A 25,551-nucleotide genomic window follows, 5' to 3' on the forward strand; every position below is an offset into this window, starting at 1 on the left:
CTAATGCTAATGATAGCTATTATCAAAATCAAGCTTTATGTGGTCGGTGCACTGTGTTTATTAAATCCATTCTTTTCAACTTCATATAAAAACGTGTCGAACCTTGCCTGATTAATCATCAACACAGTGAGATTAGGTGTTAATTTAAATGTATCAGATTGATAATGATTATCGTTAGTGTTAATTTGTTTTCACTCTATAATTTTGGTTTTATGTTATGAAAAATAAGCGGCCAGTTAATTTGGCAATTCATACCATGGCGTTACCGATTACGGCCTACGCATCAATTTTGCATCGAATTTGTGCAGTGATCATTTGGTTTTATTCAGTGGCTTTAATCCCTGTAATTTATTATGCGAGTCGAACGCAACAGCAGTTTGACGAAGTGAAGTCCTATTTCAATGACGTATTTTTTATCCAATTTTTAGTTTGGGGTGGGTTAACCGCATTGGCGTATTATTGCCTTGCAAGTGTTAAACACTTTATTCAGGAATTTGGTTATTTTGAAGAGTTATCAGGCGGCATTGCGATTTCTCGCGTTACGATTGGCTTAGCGTTGGTATTAAGCATTATTGCAGGGGGCTGGGTTTGGTTAGTTTAAATGTTAATCGTCACGGTACAAAACAGTGGATTTTTCAGCGGTTCGCTAATTTATTAATTGTGCTACTTAGTCTGTGTTTTGTTTTTGTGTTTGCTACTTTTCCTGTCGACAATTATGCATCGTTAATCGGGTTGCTAGACGCTAATTGGTTTAAAGTAGTCGCCAGTATAAGCCTTATTATTTTATCGCTTAATAGCATGCTGGCTGGTTGGCAAATCGCAGGCGATTACGTAAAGGGAGGTTTCGTTAACTATTTATTCAATACATTGTGTATTGTGGTAAGTGTAATGATTGCGGCACTTGGTAACTACATTATTTGGTTTTAACCCGTGTTTAACTTTGCCAATGCACAAATATGTATGTGAAAAATAAAGCCTGTATAAAAACAGGCTTTATTGTTTAATAGCATGCCTTGTCCTGAAATGTGTTTACACATTTAGATGTAGACATACTATCCAACATTTGTGCTTCAACATGAATCTTTTAAGCAAATCTAACCAAGAATAACGCTATTTTCTAGTTAAGGTATTTGTTCATTTATTCAAATACAAAAGCGACAGTTATGTGTTGGTAAGTGATTTTAAAACAATACGTTATGATATGTTGTTTTGTTTTTTAAACGGACCTTAAAACCATGAAGTTAAATAATGGCGTGTGTGCCTTACCTCTCTTTCTATTATCGCTTTCCCTTTATGCCAATACCGAAAAGTCACTCGAACATATAGAAGTATTGGGCACACGTGCTGCTGGCGTTGCTAGCACCTTTTTTATAGGGTTTTTCGTCTGTATTTTTGGTGAGTAGGTAGTGTTTTTTAAGCGCTAAACATTCGGTGGTTTAGCAAAAATTGGATATAACTTGTAATGTGTTACTGCATTGTTGGTTGTTTGCGAATAGTATATTTGCCAAAACAAGTTGTTTAGGTATCGCAAATGGATATGCCACTTTCCGTATTTTTAGAGTTCAAAGGTATTAGTACAGCAAAAGCGGCTTTACTTGCTAAAGAATTAAAGCCCGTAACCTTTAAATTTAACACGCCGTTGTTAGCTCAAGGTGAACACTGGCAAGATTTTTACATTATCTCACACGGACTTGTGCGCCTGTACTACCTCGACTCAGAGGGTAAAGAATCAAATAAAGGTTTTTTTGGCGAAGGTGACATATTGGCACCAATTGCGCCTTCAGCAATAACGGGTCCATCGAATTTCTATGTTGAAACTCTGACTGAGGTACATGGCTACCATATTGCTTACGCAAAAGTGGTTGAGCTATTAAAAGATTGCAGCATGAGTCAGTGTTTGTTTCATCGCTTAACAGCGCAATTGCTCGAAGACAAAATAGAGCGCGAACTAATGTTTTTGCAGCAGGACGCTAAAAAACGCTACGCTTACTTTTCAAATAAATACCCAGCACTTTGTCAGCAAATACCGCTTAAACACATCGCTTCATATCTTGGTATGACAGACGTTACCTTATCTCGAGTAAAAACAAAAATTAATGCCTTATCAAATGTTAAGGCAAATGCAGGTTAATCAAATCACACTATTGCTACATTTACTTTGTAGGAATAGTTATGAAAAATTTACTCATCTGCCAAATAGTTATCTGCTGCTTACTTTTTAGTTGCCATGTATTGGCAAAGCAACACGTAAACCCAAGCGCGTTAGTGTTAATTGAATACCAAAATGAATGGGTATCGCCAAAAGGCACACTAAGAAACTTATTGGTTAAAGATAAAAAAGCATTTGCACAGGCTATTAACCAGTCTCAGCAATTATTAGCAAAAGCCCGTCAGAATCAAATGCATATTGTACACGTTACATTAAAACCCGATGCTAATTATCAAATTTTTGGCGACGCGCAATTCGGGTTGCGTGCCGCTATTAAAAAAGCCAAAACATGGCAAGGTGATATGGCAAATATCCACCCCGATTTTCAGCCAAAAGTAGGTGAGTTTGTTATTTCAGAACGCTCGGGTGCGTCGGCGTTTGCTGGTAGCAATTTAGATAGTTACCTAAGAAATAATGATATTACAACACTATACCTTGCTGGCTTTGCAACGCATGTGTGTGTTGAATCTACGCTCAGAGAAGCGCATGACAAAGGTTACACAACGTATGTTGTAACTGACGCAACAGGGGCATTTACTCAGCAACAGCAAAATTATTTTGAAGACGAGATTTTGCATCACTTTGGAAAAGGAATTTTAGTTGAAGAATTCGATGCACTTTAGCACTATCTAGTACGGCATTACACGCAACCTAGTGTTGTGTGTAATGCCTCTTATGTTATCAGCTTCCTGATTATATTAAGGCCGCAGTATAGTTATTTTTAATACTTAATGTACGTTACTCGTTTGTGGTAAATGGAATCACTTTTCCGCTAAAAATAGCTTCATCATAAATCTCGAATGTTCCTTGCCAGTTTGGGGTTTCAAGCATTGCCTGTCGCCACTCAATTTTGGCTCCTAGCGAAACAAGTGAAGTAACTTTCTGACCATACTTAACTTTTCCAAAAGACCAAGGTTTAAAAGCGCTAACCAAGGTGTTTATAACGTTAGTCTCGGTTTGACTTGCAGAGATCACATCTAATAGTTCAATGTGTTTCAATTTGTTGTCAGTGGATAAAACGAATTTTTGTAAACAACCCGACAGTAAAGCAGGACTGTTATCTACATCAACAAAATATATTAAAGCGTTTATATTTGTACTTATAAATTGATTGAAAGAGTTTGTTCCATCAAAGCATGGTAGTTGAGCGTAGTTATCTATTGCTATTGGTTCCCCCACACTTAGGCTCTTTATGCGTTCTGCCGTTCTTTGGCCATCAACCCGCATCTGTTGAAAAACAACTGAAGAAAATGTCTTTGTTAACTCGTGTTTTTGCTCGTTAGAAAGCAAATCTTTCAAATTAATTTCTGAGCTTTGTAGCTTAATACTATTATTTGTTGCAGTAAGTTCTAGCTGATTTGCCAAAGATGTTGGCAGGAGTTGACTATGATATTGATAGTGCCTGAATCTATTATTTTCAAACAAAAACATATGATTGCGACCAATTAATGTAAGCTTGAGTGAGTCACTTACAGGCCACACTAAGGTAAATCGCCCCAATTTGTTAACGGCAGTTTCAAAACTGTCACCAATTGATATCCCAAAAATAGACTGAGTTGATATGTGCCCCTGTGTTTGAATCGGAGTTAACTTTTTTGGTTGGTGGGTGGGTAACTTGTGTTCGGTTTTTAGTTTTATTGTTGGAAACTGATTTTTAGCTATTATCACACTTAATAGCTTTAGGTTATTTTGAGTTATTTTATACGTTTTACCGTTACAACTTTTAATTTGCTTTAAGGCGACGATGCCAGTTATTTGCTGATGTTGAATGTTTTTTTTAAAAATTACTGTTTGCTCAATTAACCCGTTTGAATATTTAGGTAGATTTTTTTGGATACGTGCAAACAACTTTTTTCGAACCAACTCTAGTTGCTCTTCCTCTGAACTATTTTTTTTATAATTTACGGTTGCACTAAATTCAGCTCCTTTCCTTTGTAAATCGGGAATACATTCACTCATTCTACTGTACAGGGTATGAGCAAAACTAATGTGACTAAAGAAAAATAGAAAACAGATGAAAATGAAACGCATGCGTGCACCTAACTTAAAATTATCCATTTGATATTAAATGAAATTGTTGCTTATAGAAACGTGTAATAGCATGTATGGGCTTAAAAGCATGTTTTTAAATCTATGTGGTATAAATTGTTTAATAATGTTTCAAAAATTTACGTTGATAAGAGGTAATTTCACTGGTTCGCTACATAGCAACTCAAAAAGTACTTGTTTGTAATCTAAATATTATGGCCGTTAATTAAGCGTAAATCGGGCTGTTTTTTTCGCTCTTTTTTATCACCATTAATTTTTATCTTCACGATAATAATTTTTTGATTTTCTTCTTTGAAAAATTTAACTATTTTTCACTTGCGAGCGCATCAATAGTTGATGCGGGCAAGGTTTAATTTACTAACATGTTGAGATTAAAAATATGGCAGCTGAAATTAGATTAGGTGGTCGAAAATTTTATGACGATGAACACTTTCCTGGTGGCATCGATAGGGCTGGCTTTTTCACTATTCCTGAGGCAAATTTTTTAATTAATTATGGCTATACGTTAAACGGCTTGTATTGTGGCGAATTGGCACCGAGTAACGAGGCGGAGCAAAACTTTGTTGATAACATCAATGTGGATGATGAGTCTGGATTATACGAGGTACGCTTATGGCGCAAGTACTTAAAAGCGCTATATAAAGTGAGCCACAGAGCGAGTGCAAATAGTTCTCGCAATGAAGTAACACGGTCGTATGAGAGTTTCGATGAAGCATGAGCAAAATCAAGGTAGTTATCTTGAGAAGAACAAAGCACACAAGAAAGCAAAAAAGGAAAAACCGAAAGCTAAATTAAGTCACAAATCTAAACGCAAAAAATTTGATGACGATGATGACTGGAATGACGAGTAGTACTCACGTCTTCATCTACACAAAAACCATAGGGCTTGTTTATTCTTGTTGATAGTTCAATTAGGAAAAACCAGCCCTAATGGTATGTAAAAGCCCAGTTATTTACTCTAGTGAGTCCTTAGTTTTGTGTTATTTATCTAACCTAACTAAATCAAGAATGACAGACGCAAAGGTGCCAGAAGCAGGCGTTGGGAAAGGGTCAAATCAACGACTTTGCCCCCATTGATTTCTGCGTTAACTTATCGTTTTATGTTTTTGTTATACGATTTAGTGAACACATATTTCGCTAAATTGCTTTTTAAATTTTGCCCAATCACTTGAATGACAGATCCGCTCTACTAACCTTTTTTGTACCTTGTTATATTTCGGATTTTCGTTGAGCAAAGTCATTAACTTATTACCATAAAGCAATGCGTCTTTAGGTGTATTCAAAATGTAGCTAAGCTCAAGAAGTTTATTAAGAGTATTAACTTTCTGACTGTATGACACGTTGTGCTCGCTACTCAGCAAGTCGAGATATATTTGTTTAGCGCCAGCAAAATCTTTAGTAACGATTTTTTGAGTGCTTAAAACCAGCATATCGTCAATTTCATCTTTTGAGCTACCAAAAGAGTTAATGGAAATTAAGCTAAATATAATTAGTACAGCTATCTTGAGTTTATGCACATTACATCCAAATTTTATAACGCTTGCAGCAGCGGTGAGCGGCATTGGCGAGCTTTTTGCCCGCGTAGCGGATTAGAGAAAAGCTCGCCAATGTTGCGAATCCGGCTGACTGCACTTGTTATAACCCGCCTATATTTATCTTAAATTTTGAAGAATTTGTTAGTTTCAGATAACTCCAAAATCACCGAGTTCTTTTTGAATAAACTAAACTCTTCTCCGTCAATTTTATCACTTAGCATTGCGACAATATATTGGCCGTTGACTTTGCTTGCATGTTGGAAAATATCAAAAACTTGATTAACATCAACATCTTCAATGCTATCATGAATCACAAACGTAGGTCGTTTAAGTTTTGTAGAATTGACAAAGTTAATATAAGCCAAATCAAATGCACTTAACTCACCTTTTTTCTTTCCTCCTGTCGAGTTTGGTGAAATGCAGGCAATATCAAAGTCACACTTTTCTTTTTCGAGGTTAAAGTTCAGGTCAAAAATATACCTTTCATCATAAAAGGATTTACTTAAGTCTCCGAAATATTGATTAAATAATTCTGTATTACTATCTAAATCAGCTGTATTTCGGTCTATTTCCCCAACGATTTTCGATTTGTTTTCTTCAAACGAATTTATTATTTCTTTAGTATCTTCAATTTTTTCTAACAGAGCTGTAGTGCTCGCTATTTTTTCTCTTATTTTTGAGAGGTCATTATACATTTGCCCAATTGATTTTAATGTGTCTGGCTCATTAATATCTTTAAAAACACTGGTCTCTTTAGTTTGTAATTCATTAATAGAATTGTGTAACCTTTCTGACTTAGAACTGGCTACATGCATTTCAGATTCTATTAAAGAAACTTTATTCGACAAGATTCTGTTGTGAAAAACGACTAACTCTTCGTATGTTCTTTTTAAATCACCACTTATTGCCACTCCAGCTTCAGAGTATATTTCAGTAAGCTCTCTTCCATTAACACTAGTGGCACTATTTTTTAGCTTCTCTATAGATTTTCTTAAATAGCCAATCTTATTTTCTACTTCTGTGTAGTTTAAGGTTAAATCAGATATTTCACCTTGTATCCTAACCAACTCCTTTACATTTGTTTCCTGATTATCCTTAAAGTCAAATTTAGATATCCTTTGCTTTAACAACGCAGCTTCGGCCTCTAAAGGCTTGATCATTTTGATTAATGAGCTCTCTTTATGAGGATTTCTATATGCTGCTAAATGTTTCTTTTTAGTAGAAATCTGGTTGTTGATGTAAGCCTTTTCCTTAAGAAGATTAAGTCCATTAAAACCAAAAAGAAAAAGATAAACTTGATCATATACATCAGGTTTTGAATTTAGGTGCAAAAACCTTGTCGTATTTTGCATCTTATAATTTGTATTTCTTATGAATTTATGACTCAAATTTCTTACAGAAGGCTTATCACCTTTTTGCCCAAATATCTGTAAAGAAATTAGTTCCTTATATTCCTTAGCATCTACAGCTTCTCTATTAATATAAAATATCCCATCCTTAGGGTTAGTTTTTAACTCCCTTGCTATTCTATAGGCCTTTTTGTCAAACCCTGTAAATTCAAGTTCAACAACTACATTGTTTATATTTAAAAAATTAACAACTTCTGGTATTCCCTTCTTATGCTCAGGCTCTGTATAAATATCTTCACCAGAGGAAAGAAACAAGTAGTCAATTAATCTCGATGGTGTTGACTTACCAACACTATTACCACTTTTTGCATTTTTAGAGTCTGAATTTAAGATTAAATTGAGCCCACTCTTAAATTCGACTACCCGTAGTGTTTCACTATTTTTTAAAACAATTAGTTTATTTAACTGCATACGTTATTAGACCATCTTCGTTGAGATCAATTGCCCCTATGATATAAAGCCAATCTAAAGCAAATGCGAATACTTCATATGAAGTATCAAAGGTACGTTTTATACTTGAATACAGATTCTCGATTTCAATCTCTGTAAAATCGCTTTCATTTAACACGTTCAAAATTGAAGCGCCAATATATATTGGATTTAGCTTTGGATCTGAATCAATTGTGATCATTTGGGTTTTCCAAAACAATACACTCAATAATTGAGTAACTCGTAATAAGTGCTATTCCAAAGTTAATATCTTCGTCAAAATAACCCTCTTTTAAATCTGAAGAGCCTCTTACTAGCTCACTTGCCGAACTAATAACTTTTTCAACAATATTGTCAGAGTGTTTTTTTAATTTATTTAGATCTAAAGGAAAAGAACAAATACCAAACTCAGCGAGAGCATTTTTGTAAAATAATTTCATCTGCCTTTTAAGTTTGGTACTTCCATTGTTAATCTGTTTATTAAGTTGAGTGATAGAGCTATCTACCAAAACGGAGTTATCAATATATTCACTTACCAACCAACGGTGTGTGACCAAGTCATTGAAATTTATTTTTTCTAAAATTTCAGCAGGATCTCTATCTAAATTTACTGATTCAGTATTTGATGTGGCTATTATTTCAACTAATCGACCTAATATACTGGAACGAGAGATTTTGTTCTCGTTACTTATTTTTACCGGTCCATAGTTGTCTTTAAATGTTACACCTTGACTCATGCTTAGCCTCGGTTATCTATCTTTACTGGACCAGAGTTATCTTGGAAATATTGAGATTTATCTCCTTGATTAACATTGTTTTTGTTTTCATTTCTATTGATAGATAACTTTAAGTTAGTGTTCTCTTCTTTAACGGTTGATATTTCAACTTTGAGTTCTTGTACTAGCTTCTGAGCGTTCTTTTTCCCTAAGGCTTGAAGAATAGCAATAACTGCGGCGACAAAAGATAAGACATAACCAATCGCTGCTACAATAGGATTGGCTAATAATGTAGCTAAATATTCCATTTTATTCTTCTTCTCCTAGATACAATGTTGCTGGATGTGTAAAGGGTTATAACAGTTTATTAAGAGGCAAGTTGCCTCTTTTTCTACCGCAACATCGCCTGTTTACATTCTACAGCAGTTTATAACACTAATAATTAGTTGTTACTAGTCAAATAGTTATTTGAAAATTAACATTTTGTAAGTTGCAGAAAACAGGCAAATTGCCTGTTAATAAATATTAAGGGGGGGAAATAATCAATAAGAAATGGAATGTATTATTTTTTTATTGATAACAGTGGCAAACTTTATATGCCAGTTGATTAATTTATTAAATGACCGTTACTCGCTCAATTGCAACCTTGAAGAATGGCAATCCGAGTAGGCCTTACATTTTGACCTTTGACACACGATGCTTTTATATCATTTTTTGAAGTGCTAGTGGTGTTAATGATTCGTCCTTGAATCTTGGTTCCATCGGTCATCCCTGGCCTCACTTCTTCAAGCTGCGAAGCATAGATGATTCTAGGCTTCCTGCCTTTCACCCTTCGGACCAGCTCCGCTGTTCAAAAATATTCCATATATTTTTGTCGGTCTTTCGTCACCCCTTTAATCAAACCTGAAAGCATCATTAAAATGAATAATGCGAAACAGGGGGAAAGCGGTGGAGCAAGCTATGCTAAGGCATGGATGCCGCTTCATAGCGTTTATGTTCACATTTAAATGATGTTTGAAGATTAGTTTGATTTAGGGGCACGTTTTTTGGTTCGTTTTTGTCGTGTAACAAAAATGAACAAGAGCGCATCATGGATGATGTGAGATAAAATTCAGGGACGAATGTGCTTATCGCTACTTTTTGACTTTAATATCAATAAACTCACGAGATAGCTATAAGTGACTACAGCTATCTCAGTATTTACTTAGCTATGTTTGGTAATCGATTGGAATTGCTTGGGTGACAACCTGATTGAGTGCGTCAACAATCACCGCGTGATTACGCGCTACTTTAATCCAATCGCTTTTATTACTTGTAAGCAGTTCACTCGTTAAAGGCTCTGAGCTAATGATTACCGTATTTTGCGCTGAATTTCCGTTTAAACTAAAGTCTTTGCCTGCTACAATTGCCAATTTACCTTGACCATAAAACAATGAAGCGGGTTGGCTCTCGCGGTCGGTTGCAAAACGCGTGGCGACCATAGAGGTGCTATCACTCACTGCTAAGTTAATAAATGCATTGGTGTTTGCATCTGCTTCGCGTCTTATTTGAATAATTTTCTCAATGACATGATTTAGCGCCTGAGTTAGATCATCAGTCGACAAACTATCAGCAAATTCAATGGTGTCGAGAAAGAGGGCAAAAATGCACTCAGAATCGGTGTTTCCCTTCACTAAATCAAATGCGCGATTTGATAACTGATTAAGTAAATTGCGCCTAAATTTTGCGAATTGGTCGAGGCGGCCATTATGCATAAAGGTGTATTTTTGATAATTGAATGGGTGGCAATTTGCTTGCGAGACAGGCATACCAACAGATGCGTCACGAACATGGGCAAAAAAGCACTGGCTGCGCACTTTGCTCGCAATTTGTTGCAAGTTTTGATTGCTCCACGCAGGCTCAATGCTGACAAATCGCGCAGGAAAAGGATCGTTGTGAGTTGGGTACCAACTTAAGCCAAATCCATCGCCATTGAGCGGCTTTCTACGCTTTTTCGCGTCTTTACTTTGTTCAATAAGCGAATTCGTTGGCGAAATAACAATATCGTTTAAAGTGACTTCTTCACCTTTATACGCAATAAAACGACACATAAATTTATCCAAAAAAATTTTTTACACTATAGGCGATTTTTAAAAATTTCATACAAAAATATGCACGGTTAACCACTGATTATCTGTTATTTACAGTAAACGTGACGGGAAAAGGCTAAAAGATTGTTTTTACGGTGTTTAAGGGCATTAAAATATGGTGTTTAAAACTCAGTTTATACAAATTTTTTTCACTTGTATTTACTAAAATGGCTGGTTAGTTTGTGTCTAACTTATTCGTTTTATAGTGTGTTTTATGCGACTTATTTCTTCTTTTGCAATTTGTGTAACGTTATCGAGTTTCGCGTCAGTTGCTGATGATTTTTACCCCAATAACTCGCAGCATGCGATTAGTTTGAGCTTTGACGATGCGCGCCGCTCCCAAGCTGATGTTGGGCTGCCAATTTTAGATAAACATAACGTTAAGGGCACGTTTTACTTGATGCCAGTGCAAATGAAAGGCAAAGAAGCTAAGTGGCAAGCCGCCGCTAAAGCGGGGCATGAAATTGCGAATCACAGTGCTAGCCATTTATGTACGGGCAATTTTCGCTGGTTACGGGAAAAGAACAAAGGGCTAGAACAAGTCGATTTGCCATTTATCGAAAAAGATATTCAAACAGCGCAACAGCAAATTGAGCAAATTACAGGTGCGGCGCCTGTGGGTTATGCCTATCCGTGTGGTCATAAATTTGTCGGTCGCGGTGAATCGGTACAAAGCTATGTGCCGCTGATCGCTAAGTCATTTGAATATGGCAGAACGTGGAATGATGAAACGGCAAATGACCCGCATTATTATGATGCTGCACAAATCCGCGCGTTTGATATTGATAATAAATCGTTTGAAGAAATAAAGGCGATTATCGAGCGGGCGAAATTTGATGACGCGTGGATAGTACTTGCCGGTCACGAAGTTGGTGATAGAGCGCTTTACACTATCGATAGCAAGGCATTAGATCAGTTAATCGTATATTTAAAAGATCCTAAAAACGGCTTTTGGTTAGCACCCGTTGCTGAGGTAAATCAGTATATTCAGCAAAAACGTACTCGATAATTGTTACTTTAAACCTAATAGCGCTTGAGTCCTCTTTTCAAGCGCATAACGTAACCTTGGTGAATCGATAGTAAATACGTTTTTTTCTTGTTAAAGTTCTAAAAAAATTAGCAAAAATAGGTCTTTAGGTAATTACTTTTAGCTCTTTTGCTAATGACCTGTAGTTTTTAGTGAGACAAGGATAAATATGGATATTGAAGTTTTCCGACCTAAACAGTTCCAAGACATGGCGCGAGATTACAAACTATTTGCCGATGGTAAACAAGTTGCTGTGATTAAACGAGGTAAAACTCAAACCGTGTCGCTGCCTGCGAATACCCAAGTTATTCAAGCAAAAATCGATTGGTGTAGCAGCGCTGAGGTGAAACTGAGTGAATTAAGTGGCACAAAAATCACTGTAAAAAACACATTTGCTAACAATATTATTGAAGCAATGTTTTTCGCTTGGTATTACATTTCATTCGGTAAAAACAAGTATTTAACCATCGAAAGCAGCAATTAATTAGTTGAATAAAAGTCATCTTTCAAAAAACAATTGTTTTGCTGTTGTGAGTATTGTCATAACAAAGTGCAATAAGGCAGCAGATGCGCGGTAGTAAGGTGATTTATGAAATTTGAAACCCTTCATAGCAGTCATAGTAAGCAGTTACTCGACTTTGAACTAGAAAACAAAGCGTGGTTTGAATCATTTATTGCACCAAGAGACGCCGATTTTTATTCCAATCTTGGCGTTTCAAAACATATTGCTGCGCTTGAAGCTACAATGCGCGCTAAGCACGGCTATTCTGCTGTATTAATACAAAACGATGCCATTGTGGCGCGAGCTAATTTAAAAGATGTAACAGGTGGCACAGCGTACATCGGCTATCGCGTTGCAAAAAACATGACCTCGCAAGGTATTGCCAGTTTATGTGTAGCGCAGCTAATAAAAGTTGCTGCGCAGCAATTTAATTTAACTACATTGCGTGCACAGGTACTTAATAATAACCCCGCGTCAGAGCGCGTATTGCAGAAGTTTGCTTTTCGAGCTGTAAGTACGCAACCAGATTTTTTACGCTTGAATGGACAAAGTTTGGCGTGCACTGAGTTTAGTGTGTGCCTTAGTGAATTAAATCAGCAGGCGTTTGAGGCAACATCGTCCCTAGTTAACAGCAAGGTTGGTTGTTAAATGCCGTTTACAACACGGCTTTTTCGTTGGCAACGTGGGCGGCAAAATAGTGGCTACGATAAAATGCTGTTATGTGGGGCTGTATGGCCAATTAAATTTGATGTTTATCTATTGAAATTCCCAACTGGCAGTGAAATACCCGCGCATACCGATAACGTTGCGTCGGGCAAACATTATCGATTGAATATCGTGCTTAAAAAAGCGCAACAAGGCGGTGAGTTTATATGTGCATCACCGATTTACGACAGTGAGCGTATTAAATTTTTTCGCCCCGATGCATGTGAACATCGAGTTTCTAAAGTAATTAAAGGTAATCGTTACATATTAAGTATTGGTTGGATAAGAAATACGTAGTGCTCACGTGAGCCTAGAGCGTGTTGATCTTTGTGGTCTAAATTCTGTTCAAATCCAAAGCTTTTTGATCGAGGCGTTGCTTTGTAGGCCTAGCGGGCTAAGTCAAGAAGCGACAACAAAGAACAAAACGCTTTGGGTTGAACCTATTAGGCAGCGCTTGTTTGGCGTTTATACTGTGTTATCGCTCATTTATGTAAACTAACTACACCGCAATCGCTCTGCCTCGTCTAAATGCCAAACAAACTGCTGCAGAAATAGACAGCAAAGGTCAACACGCTCTAATAAAAATATACTAAAACATGTTATTTAGGGAACTTACATGAAGATTATTGGCGGGTTATTTGCCCTTGCGATGAGTGCTACTGCCATAGCGCAAGAGCTGAAACCAACAAAATCAGGATTATTTGATGTTGGTGGATTTAAGCTGTATTTGACCTGTTATGAAAACGATAAACCGACACTCATAATTGAACAAGGTTTTGGTCGTCCAGGCTCTGATGGTGTTTGGCTCGACAATGTAAAACGCTTGCACAGCGATTTTAGTATTTGTTTGTACGACCGTGCAGGGTTAGGTAAAAGTGAAAAAGGCCCAGTACCGTTTACTGTTGATGATATGGCGACACGCCTTAACACGCTGCTGCACAATGCCAATGTTAAACCACCATACTATTTTGCTGGTGGTTCGTACGCCTCTTATATTATCACAGCGTTTAATAACCAATATGCAGACAAGGTGAAAGGCGCGGTATTTATCGACCCTCCGCCATTTGGTTACTTTTATACAATGGCAACACGCTGGCCGAAAAGCTTTAAAACAGACGATGAAAACTTAGCGCGTTACTATCAATTTGAGCAAAGTGTGCGTGATCCAATGTATAAAAAAGTGCCGGAAAATGTCGACCATATCGCAAGCTATCAATCGCTGGTTAAGTCAGGCGGTTTTGCAAATAAACCGATTATCGTGTTACGCGCTAAGGCATCGGATGAACGCTACGATCCGCCTTTTATACCAGATGAAATTGCGCTAAAAATGGATACGCTTTACGCAGGCGCTGAACACGACTTTTTGAGGCTTTCGAGTCAAAGCGCAATCGTGTACTCAAAGTCAAACAAGCATCACCTTCATATCGCCGATGCCGACCTTGTTGTGAAAAGTATCAAGCAGCTACTTGAGTAATTATTGTTTTATGCGGTTAAACACAAAAGGGATGATTGGTGTTTAAGAAAATAACGTTTGAAACAGCAACACAAAGTGATGCCAGTAGTCTGGCGGCATTGGTGCTTGATGTATCTCAACAATCGATTTTGCCGTATTTAGAATCCAACGGACAAAACGCGTATGTTGCTAGCATTCAATCAGACATTAATACTGTGCTCAATCGCAGTGAGTATCAAAGCGTTAAAGCGTCTATTAACAATAAACTCATTGGTTTTGCTGCAATGCGAAAGGGCAACTACATAATACCAATTCACTTAAGTAGCTGATCATCCTAGCGGACTATATCTCATGCTAACTGCGTTAGAATTTATCGATGTAGAACAACTACATAAGAAAAATTCCGCCTTGTTATCATTTCATTTATCCAGCGCTATCCCTGAACTCATACTTAACAGAATTGGTATAACGCACTTGTTTGTCCATAACCAGTATCAGGCATTTGGCGTAGGTAAAGCATTACTTGCACGGCTAATGGCAACGTCACACGCAGACGAAGTAAGTTTAAAAGCATCGTTAAATGCGGTTTCTTTTTATGAGTCTCAAGGTTTTGTGGTAACAGGCTCTGAAATGAGTGTAAATGGAATTCGTTTTGTGCCAATGGTTTGGCAAAATACGCATAGCAAATAACGCTTTTTAAAAACGACATTAGAAAGTGTAAATAAATGGAACTGAAATAACACAGGAAGGTGATTTATGTTTGAAAAAGTGGCAGTTTATTCAGGGCTTATTGCAACGGTCTGGATTGTGTTAGGTGTGTTTATTGCAGGGCGATATTATGCGGGTTATAACCATGCTAAGCAGTTCTGCAGTGAGCTTGGTGCTGCGGGGTGTCCAACAGAAAAACTATCACCTCGTATCAATAATTACCCATTGGGTTTACTTTTTTGCGTTTTTGGCTGGTACTTAACTCAGTTACCAAATGTACCTTTGCTAGTCACGGGTGCTGGCTGGTGTGTTATTGCACATGGCCTCGCGACTTGGGTTGCGGGTTATTTCCCGATGGATGCTGACCCTTTTACTGAAAATCCTTCTTTTAACTGCAAAATACACACAGTTGCAGGCATTGTAATGTTGTTGTCGTTACTTGTGGCGCCAATACTGGTGGCACTTAGCCCAACCAGTGATGTTATTTCACATCATTTTAAGGTGTTTTCTTGGATTATGGTCGTCGCAGCCGTTGTATTTTTGTTGACTATGACGCGTGCAATTAATCAGCAAACAAACCCAGGCATTCATCAGCGATTATCTTATGGTGCGCAATTAATTTGGCTAACTGGGTTGTCACTGCAGCTTGGGTAATGTGAATTTAGGTGAAATCATCACGATAACTCTTGTAAAGTTGCAGTGAAATAAGGCGCGTAATGCGCCTTATTTAACCTTGATTTAGTGTCTTTCGATATTGCTCGAATGGGCGTATTGCATCACTGTTTTGCAAGTAGGTTATGGAAAAATTATCGAGTAATTGTGCATTGATGTTGTCGTAACTCGCGAGATAGTTAAACCCATATGCGCTTGCTTGATGGCGATCGGTTAAAATTACGATATGCGATATTTTTGCCACATGCATCGCTAAGTAACAAAGTGCGCATGGTTCACCCGAGGCAATTAATGTGGTGCCTTCAAGACTCAAGCGGCGACATTTTTTCGTTGTACCTCGAATGGCTTGAATTTCCGCGTGAGCAGTGCAGTCGTAACATTCTGACTCCTGGTTCACACCAGTACTTAATATTTCACCTTTGTCATCAAGGATCATGGCTGAAAAAGGTAAGCCAGCTTGTGCCACATTTTTCTCTGCGAGCGAAATTATTGCACTTATGTGACTTTGATTAAACTGCGCCGGCATGCTGTATTTCTTGTTGTTGCGTACTTAATGTCTTTGCCAGCTTGGCTGCATCGTGATGCGCTTTGGTAACGGAATCTTGGTGCCTTTTATCATTGAATTCTTGATACTCAGAGGCAATTTCAAACATTACTTTTACCCCTAAATATTTCGATAAAGTTTGAATATGTGGTGTGAGATGTGAGTGCGCTTCGTTTACCTCGCCTTTACCAAAACCAAACTCGCCACACGAGGTGATCAGCACTAAGGTTTTTCCTCTGAGTAAAGGCCTAAGTGGTTGGTCGCCACGGGCTAAATCAAAATCAAAGGTTTTATTGATGCGAATGATTTGGTCGAACCATGCTTTTAACTGTGCTGGCATGCCGTAATTGTACATAGGCGTTGACATTAAAATGATATCGGCGCGCGTTAGCTCATCAATTAGGGTATCTGATAGTTGTAATTGTTGATGTTGCGCTGCAGTTCTTTTTTCACTTGGCGTAAACACGGCGCCAATCCAATCTTGCGAAATAAAGTGAGGCGGATTTACACCTACATCACGGTAAATATATTCATCTATTGTGTTGTGCTCTCGCCAGCCGTTTAAAAATGTTTTAGCAATATTTTTAGACAGTGAGTTGTGTAATGGATTATCGTTGTCTACTGCTCTAACGCTTGAATCTATGTGTAGTATTGTGGTCATGATGTTTCCTTTAGTAAAAGTGTGCGTTGAATAATGCGTTTCTAGGTGGCTTTGGACAAACGATTTGATATCATTTATAGATGAGTAAAACTTATCTATAGAAAGAGTGGGATTAGGCTTTGCAAGTATCGTTACAAGCGTTAAAAGCATTTGATGCGGCGGCGCGTCATGGCAGTTTCAAACTAGCAGCAAGTGAGCTTGCATTAACGCCAACCGCAATTTCGCATCATGTAAGTAAGCTAGAAGCGCGTTTAAATACCCAATTATTTGTGCGTAAAACGCGAAAAATAGAATTAACCGAATTAGGAAAACGTTTAGCACAGGCCACCAATTCAGGTTTTCAAACAATTGCACAGGCGTTAGATGAAATCACCCATATTGGTAAGCTGGTTAATGTAAATACTACATCGTCATTTGCGGCCTCTGTGTTGTTACCGTCGCTCGCAGAGTTCAACGCAAAGCACAGTGATATTGAGGTTGCGATTTCAACGGGAGAGAACGTTGAGCATAATCAATATGCTGTGGCTATTCGTTTAGGCGATAAACGCGTTGTGAATAGCCAAGATATTTTGCAGTGTGATGTATTTAATGTGTATCGCGCCAAGTCGCTAGGCGAGCAATGCAACTTAGCCTCGTTAAGCCATATTTATACCTGTAAATGGAAAAATCCCGATTTACCGCCTGTGCCATTAAATGAATGGTGCAAGCAAAATGGTGTAACGCAAACCTTAGCATTAACCCAATACGATCAAGAGCTTTTTGCTCTGCAACAGGCCATAGCTCATGGCGGGTATGTGTTTTGCTCACAGACATTAGCCAAAAGTTATGTGGCACGTGGAGAATTGTGTGAGCTTACTACTTTGCCTGTCAGGTCTGACCTTTGTTATTACATTCCCAATAAAAGTGCGTTGGCGATGCTTCCGGCCCGTTTGTTTAGTGAGTGGTTAAGTAACCTGATCTCGAGATAGTAAACTACTGTCTACCAGCTACTTTTACCTATTACTGCGTTAAATTTTTTGCAATAGGCTCGCTATTGACGCACAAATTTGCCTTGTACCAAGAAAAACTATCAAGCTAGAAGGTATGAAACAACATAGCTCATATATTTCAAATGTTTAGTTAACTTTTTAACCCGAATTCAGGTTAAGTGACTTGATGTCGGCATAACATTGTACTTTTTTCGCTGCCATTTTTAGTTATTACCGCGCTAGTTAAGAATTTAACGTATGTTTTTGTAGGGTAGTTTAATTTCGCTTAGTAACTTTTTAGCCAGTTAACGCACTGTTTGTGATAACCTTTGTCGGTATTAAGCTTGGCTCTGTTTCTCTTTGTGACTAGGGTCTACAGTCTCAATTGTAATGGTTGAAATAATGGATTATCAAACTCTGCCCAAATTGGTTAGACGCTTGCTAAAAATAACGGCAAATGGCAATGCTGGTTTGCCATCAAGACGTCAAATGACCTCCAAATTGTTTGCATTGGTTGCGCTTGTGCCCGGTATTGCGAGTGTGGTGATGGCAATCGCATTGCATCAAACAAGCACAATCGCTTTTATCATTTCGGCTATTTTCTTTTTAAGCATTTCATTGCTGCTATTTGGTCGAAAACGATTATTGGAGTTTGATAGCGCCACCGAACAAGTTTATTTATCAACATCACTTTGGCATTTTTTTCAAAAACGAAGTGTGATAGCACCTTTTAGTGCTCTAACATGCGAATTAACAAGCCTTGGAACTAAAGGACCGTATCAAATAACCATTGCAGAGCAAAACTATGTGTTTGGTGACTATCAAGATGCCTACGCTTTGTTGGCGTTTTTGTCTTCGCACTATAAGTTTCCAGTAACAGAAAACATCTCAAATTGGCCTAACAAAACCCCGCTTAGCTTTGACAATAGGCAGACTGCTGATATTACGCCACTTGACCAAACTGAAACACTCAGTAATGAAAGCGATGTGTATATTGAAATATGGGATCGTAAATCAATCATTAGGTTGTCACTGCCGTTTTTCTTTTTTACCGTGCTCGCTGGTTTGATTAAATACGGGGTGCTTTGATGTACTTTAAAAAGCTATCACATGACGAAGCAGTTTATCGTGTCACCGGTATTGCTAAGCTATTATTAAAACTTCTGAGTTTGCTTTTATTACTCGTTGGTATCTTAAGTGTTTTAGGTTCTGACTCAACTAGGTCTTTACCAATCTGGGTATCTGGCTTTTTTTGTTGGCTGGGCTGGATTGGTGTTTTTGGCGGCTATGTTTGTCGTATAAATTTAAGCTCACAAACAATTCAACTTAAGGCGAGCAACCTATACACCGTTTTTAACCGTGTTTATCATCTCACAGAAATAAAGGGTTTTAGAGCTATGACTGCTCAAGCTGCAACTCAGAGATACCGTGTTTACATGGTTTTAAACGATGGCACCCATATTGCGGTGGCAAACCCCAAAGAACGAGGTGTAGCGGTAAACGTGTGTAAAAATATGGCAGAATTTACTGGTAAACCTTATGAAAATAATTTGCCAGAGTTATAAGGTTTATTGATGCTATGTGTTATACCTAAATAGGTTGATGTAATTTTCGCAATACTGTTTGGAGTCTTCGATTGCGCATAGTCTGTTTGCTGTTTTTATTTTTTTCACCTTTTTTATTTGCTGATTCAATAGATGAGCGATTAAAAGAGGCTGAGGATTATTTAACTGTAAAACCGTCAGAAAGCTATCGCATTCTTCAACAAATAGCACACAGTGACAAGCTAACTGAAAAGCAACAAATCGAATGGCATTTGTTACAAATGAGAGCGTCTTTGCCGCTAGGAAAGCTCGAGAACTTGATTTCATCTGTCGAAGCTATTTTTAAGTATAAAAATACTAACGGCTTTGCTGATCATGTTACAACAGTAACCAGTGCCTTAGGTATTTGGCTTAGAAGAAACAACTACTTACGCGATGCTGAAATAAGCTTTAAATGCTCCTATGAAAATGCAAAAAATGACCGACTGCGTTTAATCTTAAATAACAGCCTCGCTTTACTCGCGCGCCAAGCAAATGACTTGCCTCGGGCAAAATCATTATTTGAATATTCTGCTCGTTTAGCAAAAGCGACAAAAAATACCAATATGATGGCGGTGATAAGTAACAACCAAGGTCTAATCGCACTTGATGAAGGGAAAATAATAGAGGCAGAACAGCGGTTTAGAATCGCTTTAGAATATTATCAATCTATAAACAAACGAGCGGGTAATGTTAGAGCTGGTACATATTTACTTTTTACCTTTGTCATTCAAAAAGAGTTAACGAATTATCAGCGATTATACTTACCAACCTATCAGCAGGCAGAAGCATTTCCGAACCCTGCGTTAAACGCGCTATTAGAATGGGTAAATGCCTACTATCTTTTTATTAATAATAATGAGCTGAGTGAAGAGATGCGAAATTCACTCGAAGAGCAGTTTTTACAGGTTAAAGATCGGCGAGAAAAAACATTAATCATAAAGCATTTGGCTGCGCCAATGGGAATATCTCTTGATCTGCCGCCAGAGCCAAATAATACCGCGCGTTTTGAGGCCCCATGGTTTGTTGAAGTTAAAAACTGCAACTTTAACGCTGCTGGTTAATAACGCGATATATAAAAATCAATTCAAATTGTTGCAATTGGATAAGCATAGCTTTATTAACCTTATTGCTATGTAAGTTATGGTAGTTTAAAGAAAAACATGATAATAATTGACTATTGTCATCATATTTTCTCGTAATTTGACTATATTTAACTGAGTATAAAAACAAAGAGTCGCTACATCTATGCATCACCTCTCAATTAAAACAAAATTAATAGCGTTTATCTCAATAACTTTGGCTTTGCTGGTTATTACTTTGGTTGCTATTAGTTGGTCTCAATTAAACACCAACAATGATACGCAAAGCGCTAAAGTACAGGATGTCTTACTTGCCGAAATAAACGATAAATTAATGGCTAAAACACAATTTTATGCCACCGAGATTGCGGGTTACATCAATACAGAATACAAAATTCCATTAACTTTGTCGGGTGGCTTAGCAAACACCGCTGAAAATTCACCGTTATCACGTGATAGCGTCTATCAAATGACACGTGGCGCCCTTGCTAGAAACCCTGATATTTCGTCTATTTATGCGCAATTTGAAGCGAATGGTTATGACCAACGTGATAGTGAATTTACCACCGGGTTTACGCACTCAGTACCAGGTTCGGGGACGCTTGAAATATACATTACGCGAGAAAACGACGGCAGTTTACTGCAACACCAAGTTGAAGACGCTGCCGAAAAATACTTACATGCTAAAAATGAGTTCGGTTTTCGCGAAAGTGAGTGGTACTTGTGTGCCATGGATACGCGCAAGCCATGCATTATGGAGCCGTATCTTTATGAAATTGAACCCGGTAAATCGGAATTGATGACCTCGCTGACTGTGCCAATCATTAGTAATAACAAATTTATTGGTTTGGTAGGCAGTGATATTAATTTACCTAAATTCCAATCACTTACCGAGAGCATTTCGCAAAGCCTCTACAATGGGCAAGCCAAAGTGACTATTTTAAGTGATATTGGTTTAGTTGTGGGCTCAAGTCATTATAAAAAGCTGGCGCGCCCGTTAAGCGAATCCCTCACCAATGGCGATGCAACAAACATTATGGCAATACGCAAGCGCCAAGATAACATTGAGATTGGTGAGAATTTGGTTTTTTCTATGCCAATCAATATTAAAGCGGCTAACACTACTTGGAGCTTAATTTTAGAATTACCTAAAAACGTCGCACTTGCCAATGCGGTAGCACTAGCAGAAAGTCAGGCTGAGGCAACCGCGTCTGTGGGCCGCACTATGATGTTTATTGGTATTTTGGTATCGGTAATTGCAATTGCGATTTCAATCGTCATTTTACGCACTATTATCCAGCCAATTACCGATATAAAACAACGCATTGAAAACTTAGCAAGCAGTGAAGGTGATTTAACCGTGAACTTAACGGTTACGCAACACGAAGAACTAATCTCGCTGGCGGCTGGCTTTAATATGTTTACGCAAAAACTGCGAACCATGGTTGATGGCTTAAAAGAGTTGGCGGATAGCTCATTTAGTCAATCAGCGAACACATCACAGGCTGCGCAGGAAATAAAAGCCAAAGTAAATATGCAACATATGGAAATAGATAGTGTTGTTACCGCGATTAATGAATTGAGTGCGACTGCAAGCGAAGTCGCTCGCTCATCAGAGAGTGCTGCGATGACCACAAACAATACCAATTTAAAGGTAAAAGAGAGCGAACAAGGTATTGTTGCGGCATCTCACTCGGTTGAAACCATGACTGAATATGTTAGCAGTGCAAAAGAATCAATTGTTGCGGTGGCTCAGCGCAGTAATGATATTACGCATATTCTTGATGTGATCCGCTCGATCGCTGAGCAAACCAACTTACTGGCGCTAAATGCGGCGATTGAAGCTGCGCGTGCCGGTGAACAGGGGCGTGGCTTTGCGGTTGTTGCAGATGAAGTTCGCTCGCTTGCATCAAAAACACAAGAATCAACTAACGAAATTAGTCAATTGATCGATAACTTACAAAGTGAGGTTGGCACATCTGAATCAATTATCGAAAAATCAGTATCGCAAGCCAGCGATGCGATGGCGCACTGTGCTAAAGCAGCATCACAAATGGGAGAAATGGTTGATGAGCTTGCCCTAATTTCTAATGAGGTAACGCAGATTGCTACAGCAGCGGAAGAGCAAAGTGCGGTAACTGAAGATTTAAGTGCTAATATGACCGGTATTTCAGATGCTGCAGCGGAACTGTCGCAGTTGGCCGATACTGTTGAACAAGCGGCGCAACAACTAACACATTTAGTTGAAGAGAAACACAAACAACTTGGACAATTAAAAACTTAACACGCTTTGGTATTTGAGTGAAAAGGCGTTAATGAATAAATTAGCGCCTTTTTTATTTTTAACCCTATACAACGCTTTATCCTCTGCATTTACCAATTATCACTTAAATTTACCGCTAAGCACAAAGCCAATTTTCAGTTCACATATCTGCCTATATTAAACCCATCAACACAACAGGATTAAGACCATGACAACATTCGATTTTGACGTTTCACACCTTGTAGAGGGTGGTATCGCAATTTTTGCATTAGGCCTAACCATTGGCACATTAGTGAGTGCAGGTATGGCAAGTGCAGTAGTTATCGGCTCAGTTGCAGCATTAGCGACATACTTAATTCGTCATAAATAACATTTATAATTTTACAGTTACAGTATCTCAACCATAAAAGCACTTGCCTTCAACCAGCAAGTGTTTTTTTATGCGTCTAATGCGTAAATAAGCGCCTGCAAAGGCGTTGCTTGAAGAGCCGTTGGGCAGTAAAGAATATGATGGTTCTCAAAGCCTAATGCTGCATAAAGTGGTAACGTAGCGATGCCTTTTTGCGTTATTTGGCTAACTTCTGGGGTTTTAATTAAGCGGATAACTTGACGCTCGCCATATTGTGCAATGCTTGGAATGTAAGGGCGAAGCTGCTTGATTAAGGTATCGAGTAACCATTCGTTTATATCGCCGCCTAAAATAATCGTTTGGCTATTAAAAATAGACTCTATTGTATGAATAGCGATGCGCATTGGTTCTTCCGCACGATTAACCCAACTTTCAAGAAGCTTATTATCGGCAGTTAAATTCGCCAAAAAATCATCGTGCTTTTGATTATCAATATTGAGCGCCGCTTTTAGCGAATTAAGCGATGAAAAGTCATTTAAACGGCCGAGTTCGCCAGTATCGTTATCCGTTTCGGGAGTAACAAATATATCGCCTAGCGCACCTGTTAGGCCGTTTTGACCAAGCAGTATGTCGCGGTTATAAACAACAGATGATTCAACTCGATTGCCTATATGTACATAAACAAAACTTTGTAGCGTTTGAGCTTCACCAAACAACATTTGGTATGCGGCACACGCCGATGCGGTACTTTCTAACGCAACGGGCAAATTTAGGCTTTCGGCAAGGGCTTTTTGCGTTTCTTTTGCTACTTTGTGCGCATCTAGGGCAAAGTTATTGCTATCTTGCATGGCAAGACCTACAGCAAGCACCTTGCTACTATCGATATTTTCAATATTAACTAAGGTGTTAACTAAATAAGTGGCTTTACTTACCAGCTCATCAGGTAAAAATAGTGTAGTTAAGCTATTGATGCAGTCGCCATTGAGTTTAAACATGCCAACAAACAACTCATTTTCCATAATGCGAATGGCAATCGAATACGCTGCTTTCTCATTAAAACAGAGCATTTTTGAGGGTTTGCCGGCACCTTCGGCTTTTTTTATGCCAACCTCAGACACCAGATCATGTTCCAATAAGGTTTCGACCATATTGGTAATTGTTTGCTTGGTTAAATTAGTGTTTCGAGCGATCTCAACGCGGGATATTGGACCCAAAGCAACAATTTGGGACAGGGCTAAGCGTAAATTAAGCGCTTTATTTTGCTTTGCGTTTGATCCTTTCAAAAGAAATGTCCTGCTTTTATCCCAAAATTCAGAAGTTTAAACGATGATATATTGAGTAATGATGGATGTGCAATTATTAACTGGTATTTTTCGCCAGAATTAATTAGTCAAAACATTTGACATAATTAACCGTTTGCATAAATATAACACAATCCATTGTATAAAAAGAATTCAAAAATGAAAGAGCAAGGACAGCCAATTTGGCGAAATATTAGGAAATTACAAAAACTAATCCCAATAACAGCAGGATTACTCATCTCTTTCGCCATGCCAACTTATGCTGCTGAACAAAATATCGATTGGCAACAGGCTAAACAAGCAAAATCAATTACGATAAGCAAACAGCAAGCCCAAGAGATTAAACAAAAATCGCTAACAGCTGCAATGGCTTGGCATGGTGCAAGCCCTTGGATAAGCGCAGTGTCGCGCGGTGCAAGCGATACCTTTGAAGCGCTTGGCATTAAAGTGGTTGCCAGTACTGATGCACAGTTTGATCCGGCGAAACAAGTTGCTGACCTTGAAAATATCACCGCGTTAAAACCTAACATTTTGTTATCACTTAGTGTTGATGGCACAAGCACCAAGCAAAGTTATCAAAAAGCCATCAATGCTGGCGCGGAGTTAGTACTGTTAAGCAACCCAATACCAGGGTTTCGTCACGGCAAAGAGTATGTTGGCATTGTTACCGACGATATGTTTGGCATGGGCAAAGCCGCAGCAACAAGTATTCAAAACGCATTTGGTGAGAACGCCAAAATAGGCATGATTTTTCACGATGCAAAGTACTTTATTACCAATAATCGCGATAGCGCATTTCGTAAACAAGTTGCAAACTTACCGGGTCATAAAATCGTGGTAGAAAAAGGCTTCGTTAAAGAGCATGAAACAAGTGCCATCGCCGCGGCAATGATTTTGCAACATCCTGATCTAGATGTGATTTATGTATCTTGGGATGCCGCAGCAGAAGGTGTAATTGAAGCACTGCGTTCATTTGGTAATCGCGATATTAAAGTAGTAACACACGACCTTGGCGTTAATAATTTGCTCGATATGGCGATGCAGCGCAACATGCTCGCAACCATATCCGATAGGCCTTATGTTATTGGCGCAACGATGGCTAAGTTAGGTGCATTAGCAACATTAGACCTACCTGCACCGCACTTTACTTTGGTGCCATATGACGCTGTTACGAAAGACAATATTGCTAATATTTGGCAACAAGCATTTAAAGCGCCATTGCCTAAAATGCTTGACCTTGCACTAAAACAATAAGGA

The 25,551-nt window shown here is 38.3% G+C and carries 32 protein-coding genes; 22 read left to right on the forward strand and 10 right to left on the reverse strand.

The window, feature by feature from the left end; translation table 11 throughout:
* Positions 1-217 precede the first annotated feature (217 nt).
* From sdhC to ACXAFE_RS20765, 5 genes are all read left to right on the forward strand, one after another.
* Positions 218-601: a succinate dehydrogenase, cytochrome b556 subunit gene (sdhC, locus tag ACXAFE_RS20745; protein WP_100915526.1), complete on the forward strand. Its 384-nt coding sequence runs from the start codon at positions 218-220 to the stop codon at positions 599-601.
* On the forward strand, positions 589-927 hold the full coding sequence (gene sdhD / locus ACXAFE_RS20750) for a succinate dehydrogenase, hydrophobic membrane anchor protein (RefSeq protein ID WP_475157459.1): 339 nt from the start codon (positions 589-591) through the stop codon (positions 925-927). The genes sdhC and sdhD overlap by 13 nt, the downstream gene beginning before the upstream one ends.
* Positions 928-1,235: 308 nt before the next feature.
* The gene (locus tag ACXAFE_RS20755) at positions 1,236-1,403 is read left to right on the forward strand and encodes a hypothetical protein (protein WP_475157465.1); all 168 of its coding nucleotides are present in this window, start codon (positions 1,236-1,238) and stop codon (positions 1,401-1,403) included.
* Positions 1,404-1,531: 128 nt separating this feature from the next.
* Entirely contained in the window at positions 1,532-2,131 is a 600-nt protein-coding gene (locus tag ACXAFE_RS20760; protein ID WP_475157470.1) for a Crp/Fnr family transcriptional regulator, read from the forward strand.
* A 41-nt stretch (positions 2,132-2,172) separates the two neighbouring features.
* Positions 2,173-2,832, forward strand: coding sequence for a cysteine hydrolase family protein (locus tag ACXAFE_RS20765; protein WP_475157472.1), 660 nt, complete (start codon positions 2,173-2,175; stop codon positions 2,830-2,832).
* A 115-nt stretch (positions 2,833-2,947) separates the two neighbouring features.
* Here ACXAFE_RS20765 and ACXAFE_RS20770 read toward each other — a convergent pair whose 3' ends face one another.
* Positions 2,948-4,240, reverse strand: coding sequence for a hypothetical protein (locus tag ACXAFE_RS20770; RefSeq protein WP_475157474.1), 1,293 nt, complete (start codon positions 4,238-4,240; stop codon positions 2,948-2,950).
* A 397-nt stretch (positions 4,241-4,637) separates the two neighbouring features.
* Between ACXAFE_RS20770 and maoP the strand changes: the two genes are divergently transcribed.
* Both maoP and ACXAFE_RS20780 read left to right on the forward strand, forming a co-directional pair.
* Positions 4,638-4,976 carry a DUF413 domain-containing protein gene (maoP, locus tag ACXAFE_RS20775; RefSeq protein ID WP_475157477.1) on the forward strand — a complete coding sequence of 113 codons (339 nt, stop codon included), beginning with the start codon at positions 4,638-4,640 and terminating at the stop codon, positions 4,974-4,976.
* Positions 4,966-5,109 (forward strand): hypothetical protein, encoded by a 144-nt coding sequence (locus ACXAFE_RS20780; RefSeq protein ID WP_475157479.1) that lies wholly within the window; start codon positions 4,966-4,968, stop codon positions 5,107-5,109. The genes maoP and ACXAFE_RS20780 overlap by 11 nt, the downstream gene beginning before the upstream one ends.
* A 267-nt stretch (positions 5,110-5,376) precedes the next feature.
* Here the strand turns inward: ACXAFE_RS20780 and ACXAFE_RS20785 are convergent, their stop codons facing one another.
* The 6 genes from ACXAFE_RS20785 to ACXAFE_RS20810 form a co-directional block, all read right to left on the reverse strand.
* A complete protein-coding gene (locus ACXAFE_RS20785) occupies positions 5,377-5,775 on the reverse strand; it encodes a hypothetical protein (protein WP_475157482.1) in 399 nt (132 codons plus the stop codon).
* Positions 5,776-5,915: 140 nt separating this feature from the next.
* The gene (locus ACXAFE_RS20790; protein WP_475157484.1) at positions 5,916-7,613 is read right to left on the reverse strand and encodes a DUF2326 domain-containing protein; all 1,698 of its coding nucleotides are present in this window, start codon (positions 7,611-7,613) and stop codon (positions 5,916-5,918) included.
* Entirely contained in the window at positions 7,600-7,833 is a 234-nt protein-coding gene (locus ACXAFE_RS20795; RefSeq protein ID WP_475157487.1) for an ABC-three component system middle component 6, read from the reverse strand. The genes ACXAFE_RS20790 and ACXAFE_RS20795 overlap by 14 nt, the downstream gene beginning before the upstream one ends.
* Positions 7,820-8,368, reverse strand: coding sequence for a hypothetical protein (locus ACXAFE_RS20800; RefSeq protein ID WP_475157491.1), 549 nt, complete (start codon positions 8,366-8,368; stop codon positions 7,820-7,822). The genes ACXAFE_RS20795 and ACXAFE_RS20800 overlap by 14 nt, the downstream gene beginning before the upstream one ends.
* Positions 8,369-8,370: 2 nt before the next feature.
* The gene (locus ACXAFE_RS20805) at positions 8,371-8,655 is read right to left on the reverse strand and encodes a hypothetical protein (protein WP_475157496.1); all 285 of its coding nucleotides are present in this window, start codon (positions 8,653-8,655) and stop codon (positions 8,371-8,373) included.
* 900 nt (positions 8,656-9,555) lie between these two features.
* Entirely contained in the window at positions 9,556-10,437 is an 882-nt protein-coding gene (locus ACXAFE_RS20810; RefSeq protein ID WP_475157498.1) for a class II glutamine amidotransferase, read from the reverse strand.
* Between the two features lie 253 nt (positions 10,438-10,690).
* On the opposite strand from ACXAFE_RS20810, the gene ACXAFE_RS20815 reads away from it, so the two are divergent.
* The 8 genes from ACXAFE_RS20815 (at position 10,691) to ACXAFE_RS20850 (ending at position 15,525) form a co-directional block, all read left to right on the forward strand.
* On the forward strand, positions 10,691-11,485 hold the full coding sequence (locus ACXAFE_RS20815) for a polysaccharide deacetylase family protein (protein ID WP_475157503.1): 795 nt from the start codon (positions 10,691-10,693) through the stop codon (positions 11,483-11,485).
* A 187-nt stretch (positions 11,486-11,672) separates the two neighbouring features.
* A complete protein-coding gene (locus tag ACXAFE_RS20820; protein ID WP_475157507.1) occupies positions 11,673-11,987 on the forward strand; it encodes a hypothetical protein in 315 nt (104 codons plus the stop codon).
* 105 nt (positions 11,988-12,092) lie between these two features.
* Complete coding sequence (locus tag ACXAFE_RS20825; RefSeq protein WP_475157510.1) at positions 12,093-12,653, forward strand: GNAT family N-acetyltransferase; 561 nt, start codon at positions 12,093-12,095, stop codon at positions 12,651-12,653.
* Positions 12,654-13,007 carry a 2OG-Fe(II) oxygenase gene (locus ACXAFE_RS20830; RefSeq protein WP_336436042.1) on the forward strand — a complete coding sequence of 118 codons (354 nt, stop codon included), beginning with the start codon at positions 12,654-12,656 and terminating at the stop codon, positions 13,005-13,007.
* Between the two features lie 319 nt (positions 13,008-13,326).
* Positions 13,327-14,184, forward strand: a complete 858-nt coding sequence (locus ACXAFE_RS20835) for an alpha/beta fold hydrolase (RefSeq protein WP_475157516.1) — start codon at positions 13,327-13,329, stop codon at positions 14,182-14,184.
* Between the two features lie 38 nt (positions 14,185-14,222).
* Positions 14,223-14,492, forward strand: coding sequence for a hypothetical protein (locus ACXAFE_RS20840; RefSeq protein WP_475157521.1), 270 nt, complete (start codon positions 14,223-14,225; stop codon positions 14,490-14,492).
* Positions 14,493-14,514: 22 nt separating this feature from the next.
* Positions 14,515-14,853: a GNAT family N-acetyltransferase gene (locus ACXAFE_RS20845; protein WP_475157525.1), complete on the forward strand. Its 339-nt coding sequence runs from the start codon at positions 14,515-14,517 to the stop codon at positions 14,851-14,853.
* Between the two features lie 66 nt (positions 14,854-14,919).
* Positions 14,920-15,525, forward strand: a complete 606-nt coding sequence (locus ACXAFE_RS20850; protein WP_475157530.1) for a DUF998 domain-containing protein — start codon at positions 14,920-14,922, stop codon at positions 15,523-15,525.
* A 73-nt stretch (positions 15,526-15,598) separates the two neighbouring features.
* Here the strand turns inward: ACXAFE_RS20850 and ACXAFE_RS20855 are convergent, their stop codons facing one another.
* Positions 15,599-16,069, reverse strand: a complete 471-nt coding sequence (locus tag ACXAFE_RS20855) for a nucleoside deaminase (RefSeq protein WP_475157533.1) — start codon at positions 16,067-16,069, stop codon at positions 15,599-15,601.
* Positions 16,053-16,748: an FMN-dependent NADH-azoreductase gene (locus ACXAFE_RS20860; RefSeq protein WP_475157538.1), complete on the reverse strand. Its 696-nt coding sequence runs from the start codon at positions 16,746-16,748 to the stop codon at positions 16,053-16,055. Before ACXAFE_RS20860 ends, ACXAFE_RS20855 begins: the two co-directional genes overlap by 17 nt.
* Positions 16,749-16,867: 119 nt before the next feature.
* On the opposite strand from ACXAFE_RS20860, the gene ACXAFE_RS20865 reads away from it, so the two are divergent.
* From ACXAFE_RS20865 to ACXAFE_RS20890, 6 genes are all read left to right on the forward strand, one after another.
* Complete coding sequence (locus ACXAFE_RS20865; RefSeq protein WP_475157541.1) at positions 16,868-17,716, forward strand: LysR family transcriptional regulator; 849 nt, start codon at positions 16,868-16,870, stop codon at positions 17,714-17,716.
* 402 nt (positions 17,717-18,118) lie between these two features.
* A complete protein-coding gene (locus ACXAFE_RS20870; RefSeq protein ID WP_475157546.1) occupies positions 18,119-18,805 on the forward strand; it encodes a hypothetical protein in 687 nt (228 codons plus the stop codon).
* Positions 18,805-19,281: a hypothetical protein gene (locus ACXAFE_RS20875; protein ID WP_475157549.1), complete on the forward strand. Its 477-nt coding sequence runs from the start codon at positions 18,805-18,807 to the stop codon at positions 19,279-19,281. The genes ACXAFE_RS20870 and ACXAFE_RS20875 overlap by 1 nt, the downstream gene beginning before the upstream one ends.
* Positions 19,282-19,352: 71 nt before the next feature.
* Positions 19,353-20,363 carry a tetratricopeptide repeat protein gene (locus ACXAFE_RS20880; protein ID WP_475157552.1) on the forward strand — a complete coding sequence of 337 codons (1,011 nt, stop codon included), beginning with the start codon at positions 19,353-19,355 and terminating at the stop codon, positions 20,361-20,363.
* Between the two features lie 184 nt (positions 20,364-20,547).
* The gene (locus ACXAFE_RS20885; protein WP_475157557.1) at positions 20,548-22,665 is read left to right on the forward strand and encodes a methyl-accepting chemotaxis protein; all 2,118 of its coding nucleotides are present in this window, start codon (positions 20,548-20,550) and stop codon (positions 22,663-22,665) included.
* A gap of 187 nt (positions 22,666-22,852) precedes the next feature.
* Positions 22,853-23,014 (forward strand): hypothetical protein, encoded by a 162-nt coding sequence (locus ACXAFE_RS20890; RefSeq protein ID WP_475157559.1) that lies wholly within the window; start codon positions 22,853-22,855, stop codon positions 23,012-23,014.
* 68 nt (positions 23,015-23,082) lie between these two features.
* Here ACXAFE_RS20890 and ACXAFE_RS20895 read toward each other — a convergent pair whose 3' ends face one another.
* Positions 23,083-24,276: an ROK family transcriptional regulator gene (locus ACXAFE_RS20895; RefSeq protein ID WP_475157563.1), complete on the reverse strand. Its 1,194-nt coding sequence runs from the start codon at positions 24,274-24,276 to the stop codon at positions 23,083-23,085.
* 177 nt (positions 24,277-24,453) lie between these two features.
* On the opposite strand from ACXAFE_RS20895, the gene ACXAFE_RS20900 reads away from it, so the two are divergent.
* Entirely contained in the window at positions 24,454-25,548 is a 1,095-nt protein-coding gene (locus ACXAFE_RS20900; protein WP_475157568.1) for a substrate-binding domain-containing protein, read from the forward strand.
* The last annotated feature ends 3 nt before the right edge of the window (positions 25,549-25,551 follow it).

The sequence above is a fragment of the Pseudoalteromonas sp. ABV4_021 genome (assembly GCF_056159365.1).

Coding starts and splice junctions, on each gene's coding strand:
- sdhC (WP_100915526.1), top strand. CDS start 218: ATGAAAAATAAGCGGCCAGTTAATTTGGCAATTCATACCATGGCGTTA.
- ACXAFE_RS20755 (WP_475157465.1), top strand. CDS start 1,236: ATGAAGTTAAATAATGGCGTGTGTGCCTTACCTCTCTTTCTATTATCG.
- ACXAFE_RS20760 (WP_475157470.1), top strand. CDS start 1,532: ATGGATATGCCACTTTCCGTATTTTTAGAGTTCAAAGGTATTAGTACA.
- ACXAFE_RS20765 (WP_475157472.1), top strand. CDS start 2,173: ATGAAAAATTTACTCATCTGCCAAATAGTTATCTGCTGCTTACTTTTT.
- ACXAFE_RS20770 (WP_475157474.1), bottom strand. CDS start 4,240: ATGCGTTTCATTTTCATCTGTTTTCTATTTTTCTTTAGTCACATTAGT.
- maoP (WP_475157477.1), top strand. CDS start 4,638: ATGGCAGCTGAAATTAGATTAGGTGGTCGAAAATTTTATGACGATGAA.
- ACXAFE_RS20780 (WP_475157479.1), top strand. CDS start 4,966: ATGAAGCATGAGCAAAATCAAGGTAGTTATCTTGAGAAGAACAAAGCA.
- ACXAFE_RS20790 (WP_475157484.1), bottom strand. CDS start 7,613: ATGCAGTTAAATAAACTAATTGTTTTAAAAAATAGTGAAACACTACGG.
- ACXAFE_RS20795 (WP_475157487.1), bottom strand. CDS start 7,833: ATGATCACAATTGATTCAGATCCAAAGCTAAATCCAATATATATTGGC.
- ACXAFE_RS20800 (WP_475157491.1), bottom strand. CDS start 8,368: ATGAGTCAAGGTGTAACATTTAAAGACAACTATGGACCGGTAAAAATA.
- ACXAFE_RS20805 (WP_475157496.1), bottom strand. CDS start 8,655: ATGGAATATTTAGCTACATTATTAGCCAATCCTATTGTAGCAGCGATT.
- ACXAFE_RS20810 (WP_475157498.1), bottom strand. CDS start 10,437: ATGTGTCGTTTTATTGCGTATAAAGGTGAAGAAGTCACTTTAAACGAT.
- ACXAFE_RS20815 (WP_475157503.1), top strand. CDS start 10,691: ATGCGACTTATTTCTTCTTTTGCAATTTGTGTAACGTTATCGAGTTTC.
- ACXAFE_RS20820 (WP_475157507.1), top strand. CDS start 11,673: ATGGATATTGAAGTTTTCCGACCTAAACAGTTCCAAGACATGGCGCGA.
- ACXAFE_RS20825 (WP_475157510.1), top strand. CDS start 12,093: ATGAAATTTGAAACCCTTCATAGCAGTCATAGTAAGCAGTTACTCGAC.
- ACXAFE_RS20830 (WP_336436042.1), top strand. CDS start 12,654: ATGCCGTTTACAACACGGCTTTTTCGTTGGCAACGTGGGCGGCAAAAT.
- ACXAFE_RS20835 (WP_475157516.1), top strand. CDS start 13,327: ATGAAGATTATTGGCGGGTTATTTGCCCTTGCGATGAGTGCTACTGCC.
- ACXAFE_RS20845 (WP_475157525.1), top strand. CDS start 14,515: ATGCTAACTGCGTTAGAATTTATCGATGTAGAACAACTACATAAGAAA.
- ACXAFE_RS20850 (WP_475157530.1), top strand. CDS start 14,920: ATGTTTGAAAAAGTGGCAGTTTATTCAGGGCTTATTGCAACGGTCTGG.
- ACXAFE_RS20855 (WP_475157533.1), bottom strand. CDS start 16,069: ATGCCGGCGCAGTTTAATCAAAGTCACATAAGTGCAATAATTTCGCTC.
- ACXAFE_RS20860 (WP_475157538.1), bottom strand. CDS start 16,748: ATGACCACAATACTACACATAGATTCAAGCGTTAGAGCAGTAGACAAC.
- ACXAFE_RS20870 (WP_475157546.1), top strand. CDS start 18,119: ATGGATTATCAAACTCTGCCCAAATTGGTTAGACGCTTGCTAAAAATA.
- ACXAFE_RS20875 (WP_475157549.1), top strand. CDS start 18,805: ATGTACTTTAAAAAGCTATCACATGACGAAGCAGTTTATCGTGTCACC.
- ACXAFE_RS20885 (WP_475157557.1), top strand. CDS start 20,548: ATGCATCACCTCTCAATTAAAACAAAATTAATAGCGTTTATCTCAATA.
- ACXAFE_RS20890 (WP_475157559.1), top strand. CDS start 22,853: ATGACAACATTCGATTTTGACGTTTCACACCTTGTAGAGGGTGGTATC.
- ACXAFE_RS20900 (WP_475157568.1), top strand. CDS start 24,454: ATGAAAGAGCAAGGACAGCCAATTTGGCGAAATATTAGGAAATTACAA.